Source organism: Candidatus Igneacidithiobacillus taiwanensis (assembly GCF_031962545.1).
GTDB classification, from domain to species: Bacteria; Pseudomonadota; Gammaproteobacteria; order Acidithiobacillales; family Acidithiobacillaceae; genus Igneacidithiobacillus; species Igneacidithiobacillus taiwanensis.
In genome coordinates this window covers 1-13,838 of sequence record NZ_JAVRKK010000050.1, presented here as the reverse complement: position 1 = coordinate 13,838, position 13,838 = coordinate 1, and the positions used below count along the sequence as shown (strand labels likewise).

Here is a 13,838-nt window from a genome sequence, read left to right as displayed (position 1 = left end):
AATAGTTATCTTTTTGATTTATCATCCGAGAATTCCTCAAACCCCGCCCATTTTTTTGCGGGTATCATGCAGAATCACCCCGCAAACCGGCTTTTTGGTGCTCCTGGCGCGCGTCCGGCTCGATGCGGACCTGTGCGGTGCATGGGCTAGATGGTCTGCCAATGGATCGTGCCATACCGGGTCGATTCCATAGCCAGGGTTACAGCGTTCCGTAACCGTTTTTCCGCTGCCTGCTGCCTTGTTCCAGTGTGATTTGATAGGTTCACATTCCTGCTTCCATTGCGTTTCTGTAGCTGGTTCTGCACCGCTTACATTGGCTATCTGTTCAGCGTTGATTACCGGTTTATTGAGATCGGCTCATTGCCTTTTTGGAACTTCGTTAAGCGATTTTCCATATCTTGTGTGTGCCAAAAATTCTCTACAGGATGGCCAATGTAAACCGCGCAGGGTTTCCAAGGCACGTGGAAGCCGCTCGACTACGTCTCGCAACTCCACTTATCCCGCAGGTAAGGTATACGGAGACCGCAAGAAAGCGCTCATGCAGGCATAGAACTCTACTGACCAGAAAAGCAGAAAACAGCATGACATTGATGGAAGGGTATCCTTGATCTTTCCGTCATCCATGCCTGACAAGCCAGTAACAAAATGGCATATGAATTCCAGTTTTCCAGCAGGCACGCTTAAGGGTTTCTCTAGCAAGAAACCCGCATGGCAGGGAAAAGTCCTGCACTAGGAGGTCTAGCTGCAGTCGTAACCGGCTTGCCTGGGCGGGTGCTATGCAGTTCCAGCAAATACCAAATGCAATCCGATTCGCCGGACGCTGGTATTCGGCCCATGATGCGATTGTGCCACCGATGGGTTAATGGTCTGCCCGGGGGGCTTGGACTTCCCCCGTTTCTATTGCTGGAGATTGGCTATGGACACATGCACCCTACCCAAAGGTAGGGGATGCGTATGTTTCACTGCTGCTGCTGCGGTAGGTCATAAGCGTCTGAGCGATGTTCTTTCCTAGATCCTTGGCTTGTTTTTTGCCAAGAGATTGATCGAGTGTGCGGCAAACCTCCCCGTTCAGGGGGGGCAAGAGCGCGGCGGGGAGGCGGATCTATGCCGCCGCACCCGCCTTGGCATGGTGCAACCTAATCCGGCGTTCGTTGCTGCTCGATGTATTGGCGAACAATAGATATGGGCGCACCGCCGCAACTGCCAGCGAAGTAAGAAGGCGACCAGAGTGCCCCGCCCCACAATTTTTCGCGGACGCTAGGATAGTTCTTCTTGCGGATCATGCGGCTGGAAACCCCCTTGAGGCTGTTCACCAATGCCGAAACGGATACCTTCGGTGGATAATTCACCAGCAGATGCACGTGGTCATCTTCCCCGTCGAACTCTACCAGCTCGGCGCTGAAGTCCTGGCAGACAGCGGCGAAGATTTGGCGCAGATCCGTCAGCACCTCACCTGTAAATACTCCACGGCGGTATTTGGTTACAAAGACCAAGTGAACATGCAGGTTAAAAACGCAGTACCTACCAAGTCTTATTTCATTTGCATCCGTCATAGGCCAAGCATAAAATAGAATCATGCTGATTCGCAAAGCCGTGCGCTATCGACTGGAACCCACCGTGGAGCAGGAGAACCTTCTGACCCGCGCTGTAGGTTGTGTCCGCTTTGTGTGGAATCGTGCTTTGGCTATCCAGAAAAGCTATCTGGAGCAAGGCTGCGGTATCTTGTCCTATGTGGACATGGCCAAGTGTCTGACCGCCTGGCGCGGTTCCCAAGCTTTTGGTTTCCTGTCCGAATCTCCTATCCATCCACAACAGCAAGTATTGCGGAATCTGGATAGAGCCTTGAAGGATGCTTTTGACAAAAGGAGCCCCAAGCGGTTTCCGGTATTCAAGAAAAAGGGCTTGCACGACAGCATGCGCTACCCAGACCCGGAGCAGATCAAAATCGACTTATGCCAACAGGACAAGGAAGGCCGGCGGATATTTCCAAGAATTTTCCTGCCGCGCATCGGCTGGGTGAAGTTCCGTAAATCCTGCATGATTGGCGGTGAGATTCGCAACGTCACCGTCAGTCGATCTGGTGGGCACTGGTATGCTGCCATCCAGATTGAAAAGGAGATCCCCGATCCGGTACATCCAGCATCGACTGCCGTTGGCGGGGATCGTGGTGTCGCCAATCTGCTCACGCTCTCGGATGGCACCATGTTTCTGCCAGTCTCGGCCTATCGAGATATGCAAAGGAAGCTTGCAAAGGAGCAAAGAGATCTCGCGCGCAAAGTGAAGTTCTCGGCCAACTGGAAAAAGCAGAAGGCCAAAATCACGCGATTGCATCAGCGCATCGCGGATATTCGTAAAACCGTACTTCATCAGGTCAGCACCGTCATCAGCAAAAACCACGCGGTGGTAGTGCTAGAAGATCTGAGAGTGCAAAACATGACCAGTTCCGCAAAGGGAACTGCCGTGCAACCCGGGCGCAAGGTCCGGCAAAAATCGGGGCTGAATAAGGCCATCCTTGACCAGGGATGGGGAATGTTACTGCGCCTCCTGGAGTACAAGCTCCAGTGGACTGGTGGCATGCTGTATCGGGTACCGCCAGAGTACACTTCGCAGATTTGTCCGGTCTGCGGGGTGGTGGATGCGGAAAACCGAAAAACGCAAGCCACATTCCATTGCCGACATTGTGGGCATACAGACCATGCCGATGTAAACGCGGCAAAGAATATCCTCGCAAGGGGTTTACACCCTGCAAAGGGTTTGCACCCTGTTAAGGAATTGCAATCAACGGCGGGGCACGCCGGGGTAGCCTGTTTCGCGGCGTAAGCTGTGAAGTTGGCCCAAACCAAAGGGAATGGGTCAATCGAAGTGGCTGAAGTAAGGCCGCTGTTGGCAGGAAGGAATCCTCGCACTTCAGGGCGAGGAGGATGTCAACTTACAATCCCTATGAAGTCATGACTCTTCTTCAAGTCTGACTCCTCCTGACAATGGCAGCTCAAAAGGCTGCTATTGTTTTTTGGTTGGTTGCAATTTTCTTATGTTGTTGTATCTTGCAATCCTTATGAAGTCATGACTCTTCTTCAAGTCTGACTCCTCCTGACAATGGCAGCTCAAAAGGCTGCTATTGTTTTTTGGTTGGTTGCGGTTTTCTTATATTGTTGTATAGTTAACACATAAGGTTGTGTTGCAGTACCTAGAAGACGTTCTGATTTTATTGAGGAGGAGTAAAAATGAAGAAGAATTTCATTATGTTAGCAGTTGCGGCAGCTCTGGTTGCTCCTGTGTGTGCGATGGCTGCTGATGGCAGCAACAGCGATGCCAAGACGGGTCCCGTTCTGTACGGATATGCCCAAATTACCGGGGCCCAGCAGTTCGGTACCTCTATGAATGGAGTATCCACAGGCTCTAATGGTCTGGTCTTTGGCGCCAACCGAATCCGTTTGGGTGTCAAGGGTCAAGCTGCAACGGGCGTGACCTACAATATTATGGCCGGTTGGGATAATGCAGCGATTAGTGGTAATAACACCAGCTCAAACGGTAATGTTGGCAATCTGTTAAATAATGGATTGGGTAACGGTGGTAATGCCTCCATTATTGACGCATGGATTAACTATGCCCCAGTTCCATTTGTGCAGCTGAAGGTGGGCAAATTCAAACAGCCTGTTGGTAATGAGTATGTAGATGTTGATGGTAATGCATTGCCCTTCATCTTCCGTAGTATGGGTCAGTCTTTGCTACCTGGACGTTCTGCCGGTGCTATGTTGCACGCCAGCAATGTCATGGGTACGGGTGTTGGCTATGCGGTTGCCATTGCGGATGAGACTTCTCTTGACTATGGATCTGCTTATAACTGGTTGGTCAGTGGTTCCAATCCGCTTGGAAGTGGTCAAGGTGGCTTCCTTAACGGCGGCGGCGGATATTTGGCATCTGCTCGTTTGACTTATGATTTTATGGGCCCATTGCTTCATGCGGAAATTAGCGGTTCTCGCATGACTTTACCGACAACGGCAAATAAGCAAATAATAACCAGCACAACAACTAATTTTAATGTTCAATCCATCTCCTTTGATCCTTTTGTCATTTCTGGTGATACAAATACGGTCAATACGTACTATATTCCAAACGTTGATTCCTTATATACATGGAACGTGGGCGTCCATGGTGGACTGATGGGTATCAGTTATGCAGCTGGTTACACAAATCTGCATACCGGCACGACACGCGATGGGAATCCTGGCTTTATGGGGCAAGACTGGAACGTTGGTTTAGCTACCAACCTGCATACCATGGGCCTTACTCCATCGTGGTTGGACATTGAGCCGGCCGTACGTTTCGATTCGTTTAGCTACAATGACTATCAGGGTGATGACGCCAAGCTCGACAATACCACTGTGGGTCTGAATTACTATGTCAATCCGAACAATCCTCATGCGGCTGAGATTCAGGTGAACTATATCATCCCAACAGCACGGGATGGGAAATGGGGTGCTAACGCCCCCATTAATGGCATGGCCTACAACACGTTAATGTTGCAGTTCCAGGCCGGATTCTAAGTATCGTTCTGCAGTGTAATAAAAGCCACCATCTTCGGATGGTGGCTTTTCTGTTTCCATTTCCACTGAAGGAAGTTTTTAACTAATGTCGCTCATCAAGATAACCGACGATGATGACAAGATTCTGCGAGAGCGTGTCATATGCATGATGAATCTCCGCAATGAAAAGCTCACTAAATTAGCCAGAAAGCTCAATCTGGATACAGGAGGTTTGTCTGGATGGGTAAACGGAGGTGTGCAAGGTCGACTATCTATCAAAAAAAAGAGTCTGGTATCGGACTATCTCGGTTTATTACATGGATTTCTAGCGCCAAATAAAGTGCATGTATGGAATACGGATTCAGAAACAATAGAGAGTGCTATACCATTACTTCTTAGCAAAGAACTGTTAAATGGGATAAGGATAGTTCCAATATATTCTGGCGGGCAACCAGCATCATGCGCCTTGCTTGCATCATCCACGAATGATTACTTTGTTGTTATAGCCGAACCAAGAGATGATTCCTTGCAACCACCAATAATTACCCCGGAAAAAACAGGTTGGGGAATTTTAGAAAAAAAAGCTTTTTTTTCAATGGTGGAGTACAGAAAACTCAAAGAAGAAAAAGATAAGGATATTTCTGAAATTTATTTAGAAATAATGATCCGATCAATGACAAAGATAGATTCCTCAATGATAGATTGGGTTATCCTGGTAAAAGAGGCTGTAATTGGCGGGTTAACTGTGGATGAAGCAAGGAAGAGGTTGTTAGGCTAAAGACAATTACAGACCTTTTGCGCCCTTCTGTCTCGTCGGCCTTGGGCACGGCTTGGCGGATAGCCTGATTTTGCTGGGTTCTCCGCCCGCCGGTTAGGGGCCGTCATGAGACAATAGGCAATCCCCTTTATCTTGCGTTTCCTTCCGTTGGTCAGGAACGGATGCTTGGCAGATTTGCGGCTCTGGGAGTAGATTCGCTGGATGGTCAGAAAACAACGGACATTGTCATGAATCAGAAACGACAATGCCCCGATTCCTGGAAAGCTTTCGGAGGCGTATCAGGAAATCGGGGCATTCGGACACCGGGTGGTACCGGGGAAAATTGTAGCAGCAGCCACACCCCACACATAGCCCCCCGGTCCCGTCAACAAGACGCGAGTACCGGAGGGCAGCATGGCCGCCCGTAGGCACAAGACCCAATCCGCCGAGCAAACAGCCCTCGATTTGGGCATCCCAGTGGGCCTATACCCATTGGTCGAACACTTACCCTATCGGTCTTATTGCACCAATGACTTTGGCGGAGGCCTTCGCATCCGAACTCGGAAGCAGGCCTTGGCCTACCGATATATCCAACACAATCCGCCAGCGCAGGTCTGGACTATCGTGCTGGATGTGGATCACCGTATCTGCGATCCCGAAACATTCGCCTATTGCTGGGAGACCCAAGACCCAGAGGGGCCGACCCCAAACGCCATAGCGATCAATCCGAAAAACGGCCACGGCCACCTGTTCTATTTCCTCGAGGCTGGCGTTACCCGCACGCAGGCGGGTAGAGAGGCTCCCTTGCGCTATCTGGCAGCCATAGAACGCGCCCTATGCATCAAGATGGATGCCGACCACCTCTATGTCGGCCTTGTAAGCAAAAACCTGATCCACCCGCATTGGCTAACCCATATATTCCACGATCGCCGCTGGACCCTTGGCGAACTGGCCGAGTATCTCGACCTCGATGCAGCCAATGCTAGGCGCTATGTCCCCAACACCCCGGAGGAAGCCTACCAAGAGGGGCGGAACGTATTCCTGTTCCACACGGCCCGTAAATGGGCCTACAGCGCGATTAGGGACTATTGGGCACCCAATGGCCTACCCCACTGGCAAGATGCGATTTTGGGGCATTTACGGGCCACTAACGGGCAATTTCAAGCGCCCCTCTACGAACCAGAACTCAGGGCCATTGCCAAGAGCATTGCCAAGTGGACTTGGCGGCACATTACGCCTGTAGGCCTGCAAGACCTCATCGAGCGTACCCACACGCCAGAGCTACAGCGGGAGAGGGGCAGGAGGGCTACCAATCAGGCAGAGGCAGGGCGCAAGGCCACCAATCAGGCAGAAGCAGGGCGGCTTGGCGGACTGGCAGCGACCAATCAGGCGGAGGCTGGAATCGCCAGCGGACAGGCCCGCAGGCTGTCCAGAGAGCAGGACCGCGCTACAGCGCGACTTTTACGAGCCAAAGGATGGACCTACCGAAAGATCGCCGCAGAGCTTGGGATTAGCGTAGCGACGGCGTATCGGCTGTGTCGGTAGTTGTTTCACGAACGAGCGGCGGCCTATATCAGATAACAGCCAGCAGGGGCGGCTTGAGCGTAGCGAAAGAACCGCCCCGAATCGGCTGGGCCGCAGGCAGGTAGGGAGGCAGAGCCGACCGGCCACCTGCCGTCGCGGCTTCCACGGGTTTGCCGATGGCGGCACCTGATCCCGCCGTAGCAGCGGGGAAGCCCAGATCGACAGATCAGAAAACTGAATCAGGCTGGCTGAGGGCCTAGCGAGCGAAGCGAGCGCAGGACCGAAGGCAGCACTTCGGTGGAAAGCGTATCGGCCAAGACATCGGTAAAGGGTGGGCACGGGCAGCTGGACCGGCACGGAGGGAAAGGGGGTCCGGGGGAGAGGGTCTGCCACTTTTGGAGGCAGTCACGATTCTCGAATCTTGGAGAACCCTTAACAGGGCCCATCCACACCTTTATCCGCCGTTTTTGTGGATGGGTGTGGCATTTCCCTATCCCCCACTCCCGCCTGAGCGAGTGTTATGCCGTGCTGCGCGTCCGTCTCTTTTGCGAGCGAGTAACGCGAGCGAAGCGAAAGAGACGGACGGGGGGAAGCCAATAGCAACGGGGGTTTTCAGCGATATTTTGCTGCATGAAATTTCATGAAATCCCCCTCCGCGTCCAATGGCGACGCGACCGCCGCAGGCTGGAAGCGTCATCGGAAATGCCAACAGTACGGGCGCGACTGCGATAGCCAGGAGCGCCGATCTCAACCGCCTGTCTCTTTTGCGAACCGAAGGTGAGCGAAAGAGACAGGCGGAGGCCGCTAATAGTTATCTTTTTGATTTATCATCCGAGAATTCCTCAAACCCCGCCCATTTTTTTGCGGGTATCATGCAGAATCACCCCGCAAACCGGCTTTTTGGTGCTCCTGGCGCGCGTCCGGCTCGATGCGGACCTGTGCGGTGCATGGGCTAGATGGTCTGCCAATGGATCGTGCCATACCGGGTCGATTCCATAGCCAGGGTTACAGCGTTCCGTAACCGTTTTTCCGCTGCCTGCTGCCTTGTTCCAGTGTGATTTGATAGGTTCACATTCCTGCTTCCATTGCGTTTCTGTAGCTGGTTCTGCACCGCTTACATTGGCTATCTGTTCAGCGTTGATTACCGGTTTATTGAGATCGGCTCATTGCCTTTTTGGAACTTCGTTAAGCGATTTTCCATATCTTGTGTGTGCCAAAAATTCTCTACAGGATGGCCAATGTAAACCGCGCAGGGTTTCCAAGGCACGTGGAAGCCGCTCGACTACGTCTCGCAACTCCACTTATCCCGCAGGTAAGGTATACGGAGACCGCAAGAAAGCGCTCATGCAGGCATAGAACTCTACTGACCAGAAAAGCAGAAAACAGCATGACATTGATGGAAGGGTATCCTTGATCTTTCCGTCATCCATGCCTGACAAGCCAGTAACAAAATGGCATATGAATTCCAGTTTTCCAGCAGGCACGCTTAAGGGTTTCTCTAGCAAGAAACCCGCATGGCAGGGAAAAGTCCTGCACTAGGAGGTCTAGCTGCAGTCGTAACCGGCTTGCCTGGGCGGGTGCTATGCAGTTCCAGCAAATACCAAATGCAATCCGATTCGCCGGACGCTGGTATTCGGCCCATGATGCGATTGTGCCACCGATGGGTTAATGGTCTGCCCGGGGGGCTTGGACTTCCCCCGTTTCTATTGCTGGAGATTGGCTATGGACACATGCACCCTACCCAAAGGTAGGGGATGCGTATGTTTCACTGCTGCTGCTGCGGTAGGTCATAAGCGTCTGAGCGATGTTCTTTCCTAGATCCTTGGCTTGTTTTTTGCCAAGAGATTGATCGAGTGTGCGGCAAACCTCCCCGTTCAGGGGGGGCAAGAGCGCGGCGGGGAGGCGGATCTATGCCGCCGCACCCGCCTTGGCATGGTGCAACCTAATCCGGCGTTCGTTGCTGCTCGATGTATTGGCGAACAATAGATATGGGCGCACCGCCGCAACTGCCAGCGAAGTAAGAAGGCGACCAGAGTGCCCCGCCCCACAATTTTTCGCGGACGCTAGGATAGTTCTTCTTGCGGATCATGCGGCTGGAAACCCCCTTGAGGCTGTTCACCAATGCCGAAACGGATACCTTCGGTGGATAATTCACCAGCAGATGCACGTGGTCATCTTCCCCGTCGAACTCTACCAGCTCGGCGCTGAAGTCCTGGCAGACAGCGGCGAAGATTTGGCGCAGATCCGTCAGCACCTCACCTGTAAATACTCCACGGCGGTATTTGGTTACAAAGACCAAGTGAACATGCAGGTTAAAAACGCAGTACCTACCAAGTCTTATTTCATTTGCATCCGTCATAGGCCAAGCATAAAATAGAATCATGCTGATTCGCAAAGCCGTGCGCTATCGACTGGAACCCACCGTGGAGCAGGAGAACCTTCTGACCCGCGCTGTAGGTTGTGTCCGCTTTGTGTGGAATCGTGCTTTGGCTATCCAGAAAAGCTATCTGGAGCAAGGCTGCGGTATCTTGTCCTATGTGGACATGGCCAAGTGTCTGACCGCCTGGCGCGGTTCCCAAGCTTTTGGTTTCCTGTCCGAATCTCCTATCCATCCACAACAGCAAGTATTGCGGAATCTGGATAGAGCCTTGAAGGATGCTTTTGACAAAAGGAGCCCCAAGCGGTTTCCGGTATTCAAGAAAAAGGGCTTGCACGACAGCATGCGCTACCCAGACCCGGAGCAGATCAAAATCGACTTATGCCAACAGGACAAGGAAGGCCGGCGGATATTTCCAAGAATTTTCCTGCCGCGCATCGGCTGGGTGAAGTTCCGTAAATCCTGCATGATTGGCGGTGAGATTCGCAACGTCACCGTCAGTCGATCTGGTGGGCACTGGTATGCTGCCATCCAGATTGAAAAGGAGATCCCCGATCCGGTACATCCAGCATCGACTGCCGTTGGCGGGGATCGTGGTGTCGCCAATCTGCTCACGCTCTCGGATGGCACCATGTTTCTGCCAGTCTCGGCCTATCGAGATATGCAAAGGAAGCTTGCAAAGGAGCAAAGAGATCTCGCGCGCAAAGTGAAGTTCTCGGCCAACTGGAAAAAGCAGAAGGCCAAAATCACGCGATTGCATCAGCGCATCGCGGATATTCGTAAAACCGTACTTCATCAGGTCAGCACCGTCATCAGCAAAAACCACGCGGTGGTAGTGCTAGAAGATCTGAGAGTGCAAAACATGACCAGTTCCGCAAAGGGAACTGCCGTGCAACCCGGGCGCAAGGTCCGGCAAAAATCGGGGCTGAATAAGGCCATCCTTGACCAGGGATGGGGAATGTTACTGCGCCTCCTGGAGTACAAGCTCCAGTGGACTGGTGGCATGCTGTATCGGGTACCGCCAGAGTACACTTCGCAGATTTGTCCGGTCTGCGGGGTGGTGGATGCGGAAAACCGAAAAACGCAAGCCACATTCCATTGCCGACATTGTGGGCATACAGACCATGCCGATGTAAACGCGGCAAAGAATATCCTCGCAAGGGGTTTACACCCTGCAAAGGGTTTGCACCCTGTTAAGGAATTGCAATCAACGGCGGGGCACGCCGGGGTAGCCTGTTTCGCGGCGTAAGCTGTGAAGTTGGCCCAAACCAAAGGGAATGGGTCAATCGAAGTGGCTGAAGTAAGGCCGCTGTTGGCAGGAAGGAATCCTCGCACTTCAGGGCGAGGAGGATGTCAACTTACAATCCCTATGAAGTCATGACTCTTCTTCAAGTCTGACTCCTCCTGACAATGGCAGCTCAAAAGGCTGCTATTGTTTTTTGGTTGGTTGCAATTTTCTTATGTTGTTGTATCTTGCAATCCTTATGAAGTCATGACTCTTCTTCAAGTCTGACTCCTCCTGACAATGGCAGCTCAAAAGGCTGCTATTGTTTTTTGGTTGGTTGCGGTTTTCTTATATTGTTGTATAGTTAACACATAAGGTTGTGTTGCAGTACCTAGAAGACGTTCTGATTTTATTGAGGAGGAGTAAAAATGAAGAAGAATTTCATTATGTTAGCAGTTGCGGCAGCTCTGGTTGCTCCTGTGTGTGCGATGGCTGCTGATGGCAGCAACAGCGATGCCAAGACGGGTCCCGTTCTGTACGGATATGCCCAAATTACCGGGGCCCAGCAGTTCGGTACCTCTATGAATGGAGTATCCACAGGCTCTAATGGTCTGGTCTTTGGCGCCAACCGAATCCGTTTGGGTGTCAAGGGTCAAGCTGCAACGGGCGTGACCTACAATATTATGGCCGGTTGGGATAATGCAGCGATTAGTGGTAATAACACCAGCTCAAACGGTAATGTTGGCAATCTGTTAAATAATGGATTGGGTAACGGTGGTAATGCCTCCATTATTGACGCATGGATTAACTATGCCCCAGTTCCATTTGTGCAGCTGAAGGTGGGCAAATTCAAACAGCCTGTTGGTAATGAGTATGTAGATGTTGATGGTAATGCATTGCCCTTCATCTTCCGTAGTATGGGTCAGTCTTTGCTACCTGGACGTTCTGCCGGTGCTATGTTGCACGCCAGCAATGTCATGGGTACGGGTGTTGGCTATGCGGTTGCCATTGCGGATGAGACTTCTCTTGACTATGGATCTGCTTATAACTGGTTGGTCAGTGGTTCCAATCCGCTTGGAAGTGGTCAAGGTGGCTTCCTTAACGGCGGCGGCGGATATTTGGCATCTGCTCGTTTGACTTATGATTTTATGGGCCCATTGCTTCATGCGGAAATTAGCGGTTCTCGCATGACTTTACCGACAACGGCAAATAAGCAAATAATAACCAGCACAACAACTAATTTTAATGTTCAATCCATCTCCTTTGATCCTTTTGTCATTTCTGGTGATACAAATACGGTCAATACGTACTATATTCCAAACGTTGATTCCTTATATACATGGAACGTGGGCGTCCATGGTGGACTGATGGGTATCAGTTATGCAGCTGGTTACACAAATCTGCATACCGGCACGACACGCGATGGGAATCCTGGCTTTATGGGGCAAGACTGGAACGTTGGTTTAGCTACCAACCTGCATACCATGGGCCTTACTCCATCGTGGTTGGACATTGAGCCGGCCGTACGTTTCGATTCGTTTAGCTACAATGACTATCAGGGTGATGACGCCAAGCTCGACAATACCACTGTGGGTCTGAATTACTATGTCAATCCGAACAATCCTCATGCGGCTGAGATTCAGGTGAACTATATCATCCCAACAGCACGGGATGGGAAATGGGGTGCTAACGCCCCCATTAATGGCATGGCCTACAACACGTTAATGTTGCAGTTCCAGGCCGGATTCTAAGTATCGTTCTGCAGTGTAATAAAAGCCACCATCTTCGGATGGTGGCTTTTCTGTTTCCATTTCCACTGAAGGAAGTTTTTAACTAATGTCGCTCATCAAGATAACCGACGATGATGACAAGATTCTGCGAGAGCGTGTCATATGCATGATGAATCTCCGCAATGAAAAGCTCACTAAATTAGCCAGAAAGCTCAATCTGGATACAGGAGGTTTGTCTGGATGGGTAAACGGAGGTGTGCAAGGTCGACTATCTATCAAAAAAAAGAGTCTGGTATCGGACTATCTCGGTTTATTACATGGATTTCTAGCGCCAAATAAAGTGCATGTATGGAATACGGATTCAGAAACAATAGAGAGTGCTATACCATTACTTCTTAGCAAAGAACTGTTAAATGGGATAAGGATAGTTCCAATATATTCTGGCGGGCAACCAGCATCATGCGCCTTGCTTGCATCATCCACGAATGATTACTTTGTTGTTATAGCCGAACCAAGAGATGATTCCTTGCAACCACCAATAATTACCCCGGAAAAAACAGGTTGGGGAATTTTAGAAAAAAAAGCTTTTTTTTCAATGGTGGAGTACAGAAAACTCAAAGAAGAAAAAGATAAGGATATTTCTGAAATTTATTTAGAAATAATGATCCGATCAATGACAAAGATAGATTCCTCAATGATAGATTGGGTTATCCTGGTAAAAGAGGCTGTAATTGGCGGGTTAACTGTGGATGAAGCAAGGAAGAGGTTGTTAGGCTAAAGACAATTACAGACCTTTTGCGCCCTTCTGTCTCGTCGGCCTTGGGCACGGCTTGGCGGATAGCCTGATTTTGCTGGGTTCTCCGCCCGCCGGTTAGGGGCCGTCATGAGACAATAGGCAATCCCCTTTATCTTGCGTTTCCTTCCGTTGGTCAGGAACGGATGCTTGGCAGATTTGCGGCTCTGGGAGTAGATTCGCTGGATGGTCAGAAAACAACGGACATTGTCATGAATCAGAAACGACAATGCCCCGATTCCTGGAAAGCTTTCGGAGGCGTATCAGGAAATCGGGGCATTCGGACACCGGGTGGTACCGGGGAAAATTGTAGCAGCAGCCACACCCCACACATAGCCCCCCGGTCCCGTCAACAAGACGCGAGTACCGGAGGGCAGCATGGCCGCCCGTAGGCACAAGACCCAATCCGCCGAGCAAACAGCCCTCGATTTGGGCATCCCAGTGGGCCTATACCCATTGGTCGAACACTTACCCTATCGGTCTTATTGCACCAATGACTTTGGCGGAGGCCTTCGCATCCGAACTCGGAAGCAGGCCTTGGCCTACCGATATATCCAACACAATCCGCCAGCGCAGGTCTGGACTATCGTGCTGGATGTGGATCACCGTATCTGCGATCCCGAAACATTCGCCTATTGCTGGGAGACCCAAGACCCAGAGGGGCCGACCCCAAACGCCATAGCGATCAATCCGAAAAACGGCCACGGCCACCTGTTCTATTTCCTCGAGGCTGGCGTTACCCGCACGCAGGCGGGTAGAGAGGCTCCCTTGCGCTATCTGGCAGCCATAGAACGCGCCCTATGCATCAAGATGGATGCCGACCACCTCTATGTCGGCCTTGTAAGCAAAAACCTGATCCACCCGCATTGGCTAACCCATATATTCCACGATCGCCGCTGGACCCTT

The 13,838-nt window shown here is 51.3% G+C and carries 10 protein-coding genes; 8 read left to right on the top strand and 2 right to left on the bottom strand.

The genetic code is table 11. The features are described 5' to 3' along the window. Positions 1-1,136 precede the first annotated feature (1,136 nt). The gene (gene tnpA, locus RTI30_RS08070) at positions 1,137-1,553 is read right to left on the bottom strand and encodes an IS200/IS605 family transposase (protein ID WP_312283605.1); all 417 of its coding nucleotides are present in this window, start codon (positions 1,551-1,553) and stop codon (positions 1,137-1,139) included. A gap of 22 nt (positions 1,554-1,575) precedes the next feature. Between tnpA (RTI30_RS08070) and RTI30_RS08065 the strand changes: the two genes are divergently transcribed. From RTI30_RS08065 to RTI30_RS08050, 4 genes are all read left to right on the top strand, one after another. Further along, positions 1,576-2,820 carry a transposase gene (locus tag RTI30_RS08065; RefSeq protein WP_312283604.1) on the top strand — a complete coding sequence of 415 codons (1,245 nt, stop codon included), beginning with the start codon at positions 1,576-1,578 and terminating at the stop codon, positions 2,818-2,820. A 404-nt stretch (positions 2,821-3,224) separates the two neighbouring features. Beyond that, positions 3,225-4,547 carry a porin gene (locus RTI30_RS08060; RefSeq protein WP_312283603.1) on the top strand — a complete coding sequence of 441 codons (1,323 nt, stop codon included), beginning with the start codon at positions 3,225-3,227 and terminating at the stop codon, positions 4,545-4,547. Positions 4,548-4,632: 85 nt separating this feature from the next. Beyond that, positions 4,633-5,304, top strand: coding sequence for a hypothetical protein (locus tag RTI30_RS08055; RefSeq protein WP_312283602.1), 672 nt, complete (start codon positions 4,633-4,635; stop codon positions 5,302-5,304). A 393-nt stretch (positions 5,305-5,697) separates the two neighbouring features. After that, positions 5,698-6,828: a replication initiation protein gene (locus RTI30_RS08050; RefSeq protein ID WP_312283606.1), complete on the top strand. Its 1,131-nt coding sequence runs from the start codon at positions 5,698-5,700 to the stop codon at positions 6,826-6,828. A gap of 1,921 nt (positions 6,829-8,749) precedes the next feature. Here the strand turns inward: RTI30_RS08050 and tnpA (RTI30_RS08045) are convergent. After that, positions 8,750-9,166: an IS200/IS605 family transposase gene (tnpA, locus tag RTI30_RS08045; RefSeq protein ID WP_312283605.1), complete on the bottom strand. Its 417-nt coding sequence runs from the start codon at positions 9,164-9,166 to the stop codon at positions 8,750-8,752. Between the two features lie 22 nt (positions 9,167-9,188). Here tnpA (RTI30_RS08045) and RTI30_RS08040 point away from each other — a divergent pair, with 22 nt between their 5' ends. The 4 genes from RTI30_RS08040 to RTI30_RS08025 all read left to right on the top strand — a co-directional run. After that, positions 9,189-10,433: a transposase gene (locus tag RTI30_RS08040; RefSeq protein WP_312283604.1), complete on the top strand. Its 1,245-nt coding sequence runs from the start codon at positions 9,189-9,191 to the stop codon at positions 10,431-10,433. Positions 10,434-10,837: 404 nt separating this feature from the next. Beyond that, a complete protein-coding gene (locus RTI30_RS08035; protein ID WP_312283603.1) occupies positions 10,838-12,160 on the top strand; it encodes a porin in 1,323 nt (440 codons plus the stop codon). Positions 12,161-12,245: 85 nt separating this feature from the next. Next, positions 12,246-12,917, top strand: coding sequence for a hypothetical protein (locus tag RTI30_RS08030; protein WP_312283602.1), 672 nt, complete (start codon positions 12,246-12,248; stop codon positions 12,915-12,917). A gap of 393 nt (positions 12,918-13,310) precedes the next feature. Beyond that, on the top strand, positions 13,311-13,838 hold a 528-nt coding region (locus RTI30_RS08025), incomplete at its 3' end, for a replication initiation protein (protein WP_312283601.1).

Excerpts from the sequence above, each read along its gene's own strand:
- tnpA (WP_312283605.1), bottom strand. The coding sequence starts at position 1,553 with ATGACGGATGCAAATGAAATAAGACTTGGTAGGTACTGCGTTTTTAAC.
- RTI30_RS08065 (WP_312283604.1), top strand. The coding sequence starts at position 1,576 with ATGCTGATTCGCAAAGCCGTGCGCTATCGACTGGAACCCACCGTGGAG.
- RTI30_RS08060 (WP_312283603.1), top strand. The coding sequence starts at position 3,225 with ATGAAGAAGAATTTCATTATGTTAGCAGTTGCGGCAGCTCTGGTTGCT.
- RTI30_RS08055 (WP_312283602.1), top strand. The coding sequence starts at position 4,633 with ATGTCGCTCATCAAGATAACCGACGATGATGACAAGATTCTGCGAGAG.
- RTI30_RS08050 (WP_312283606.1), top strand. The coding sequence starts at position 5,698 with ATGGCCGCCCGTAGGCACAAGACCCAATCCGCCGAGCAAACAGCCCTC.
- tnpA (WP_312283605.1), bottom strand. The coding sequence starts at position 9,166 with ATGACGGATGCAAATGAAATAAGACTTGGTAGGTACTGCGTTTTTAAC.
- RTI30_RS08040 (WP_312283604.1), top strand. The coding sequence starts at position 9,189 with ATGCTGATTCGCAAAGCCGTGCGCTATCGACTGGAACCCACCGTGGAG.
- RTI30_RS08035 (WP_312283603.1), top strand. The coding sequence starts at position 10,838 with ATGAAGAAGAATTTCATTATGTTAGCAGTTGCGGCAGCTCTGGTTGCT.
- RTI30_RS08030 (WP_312283602.1), top strand. The coding sequence starts at position 12,246 with ATGTCGCTCATCAAGATAACCGACGATGATGACAAGATTCTGCGAGAG.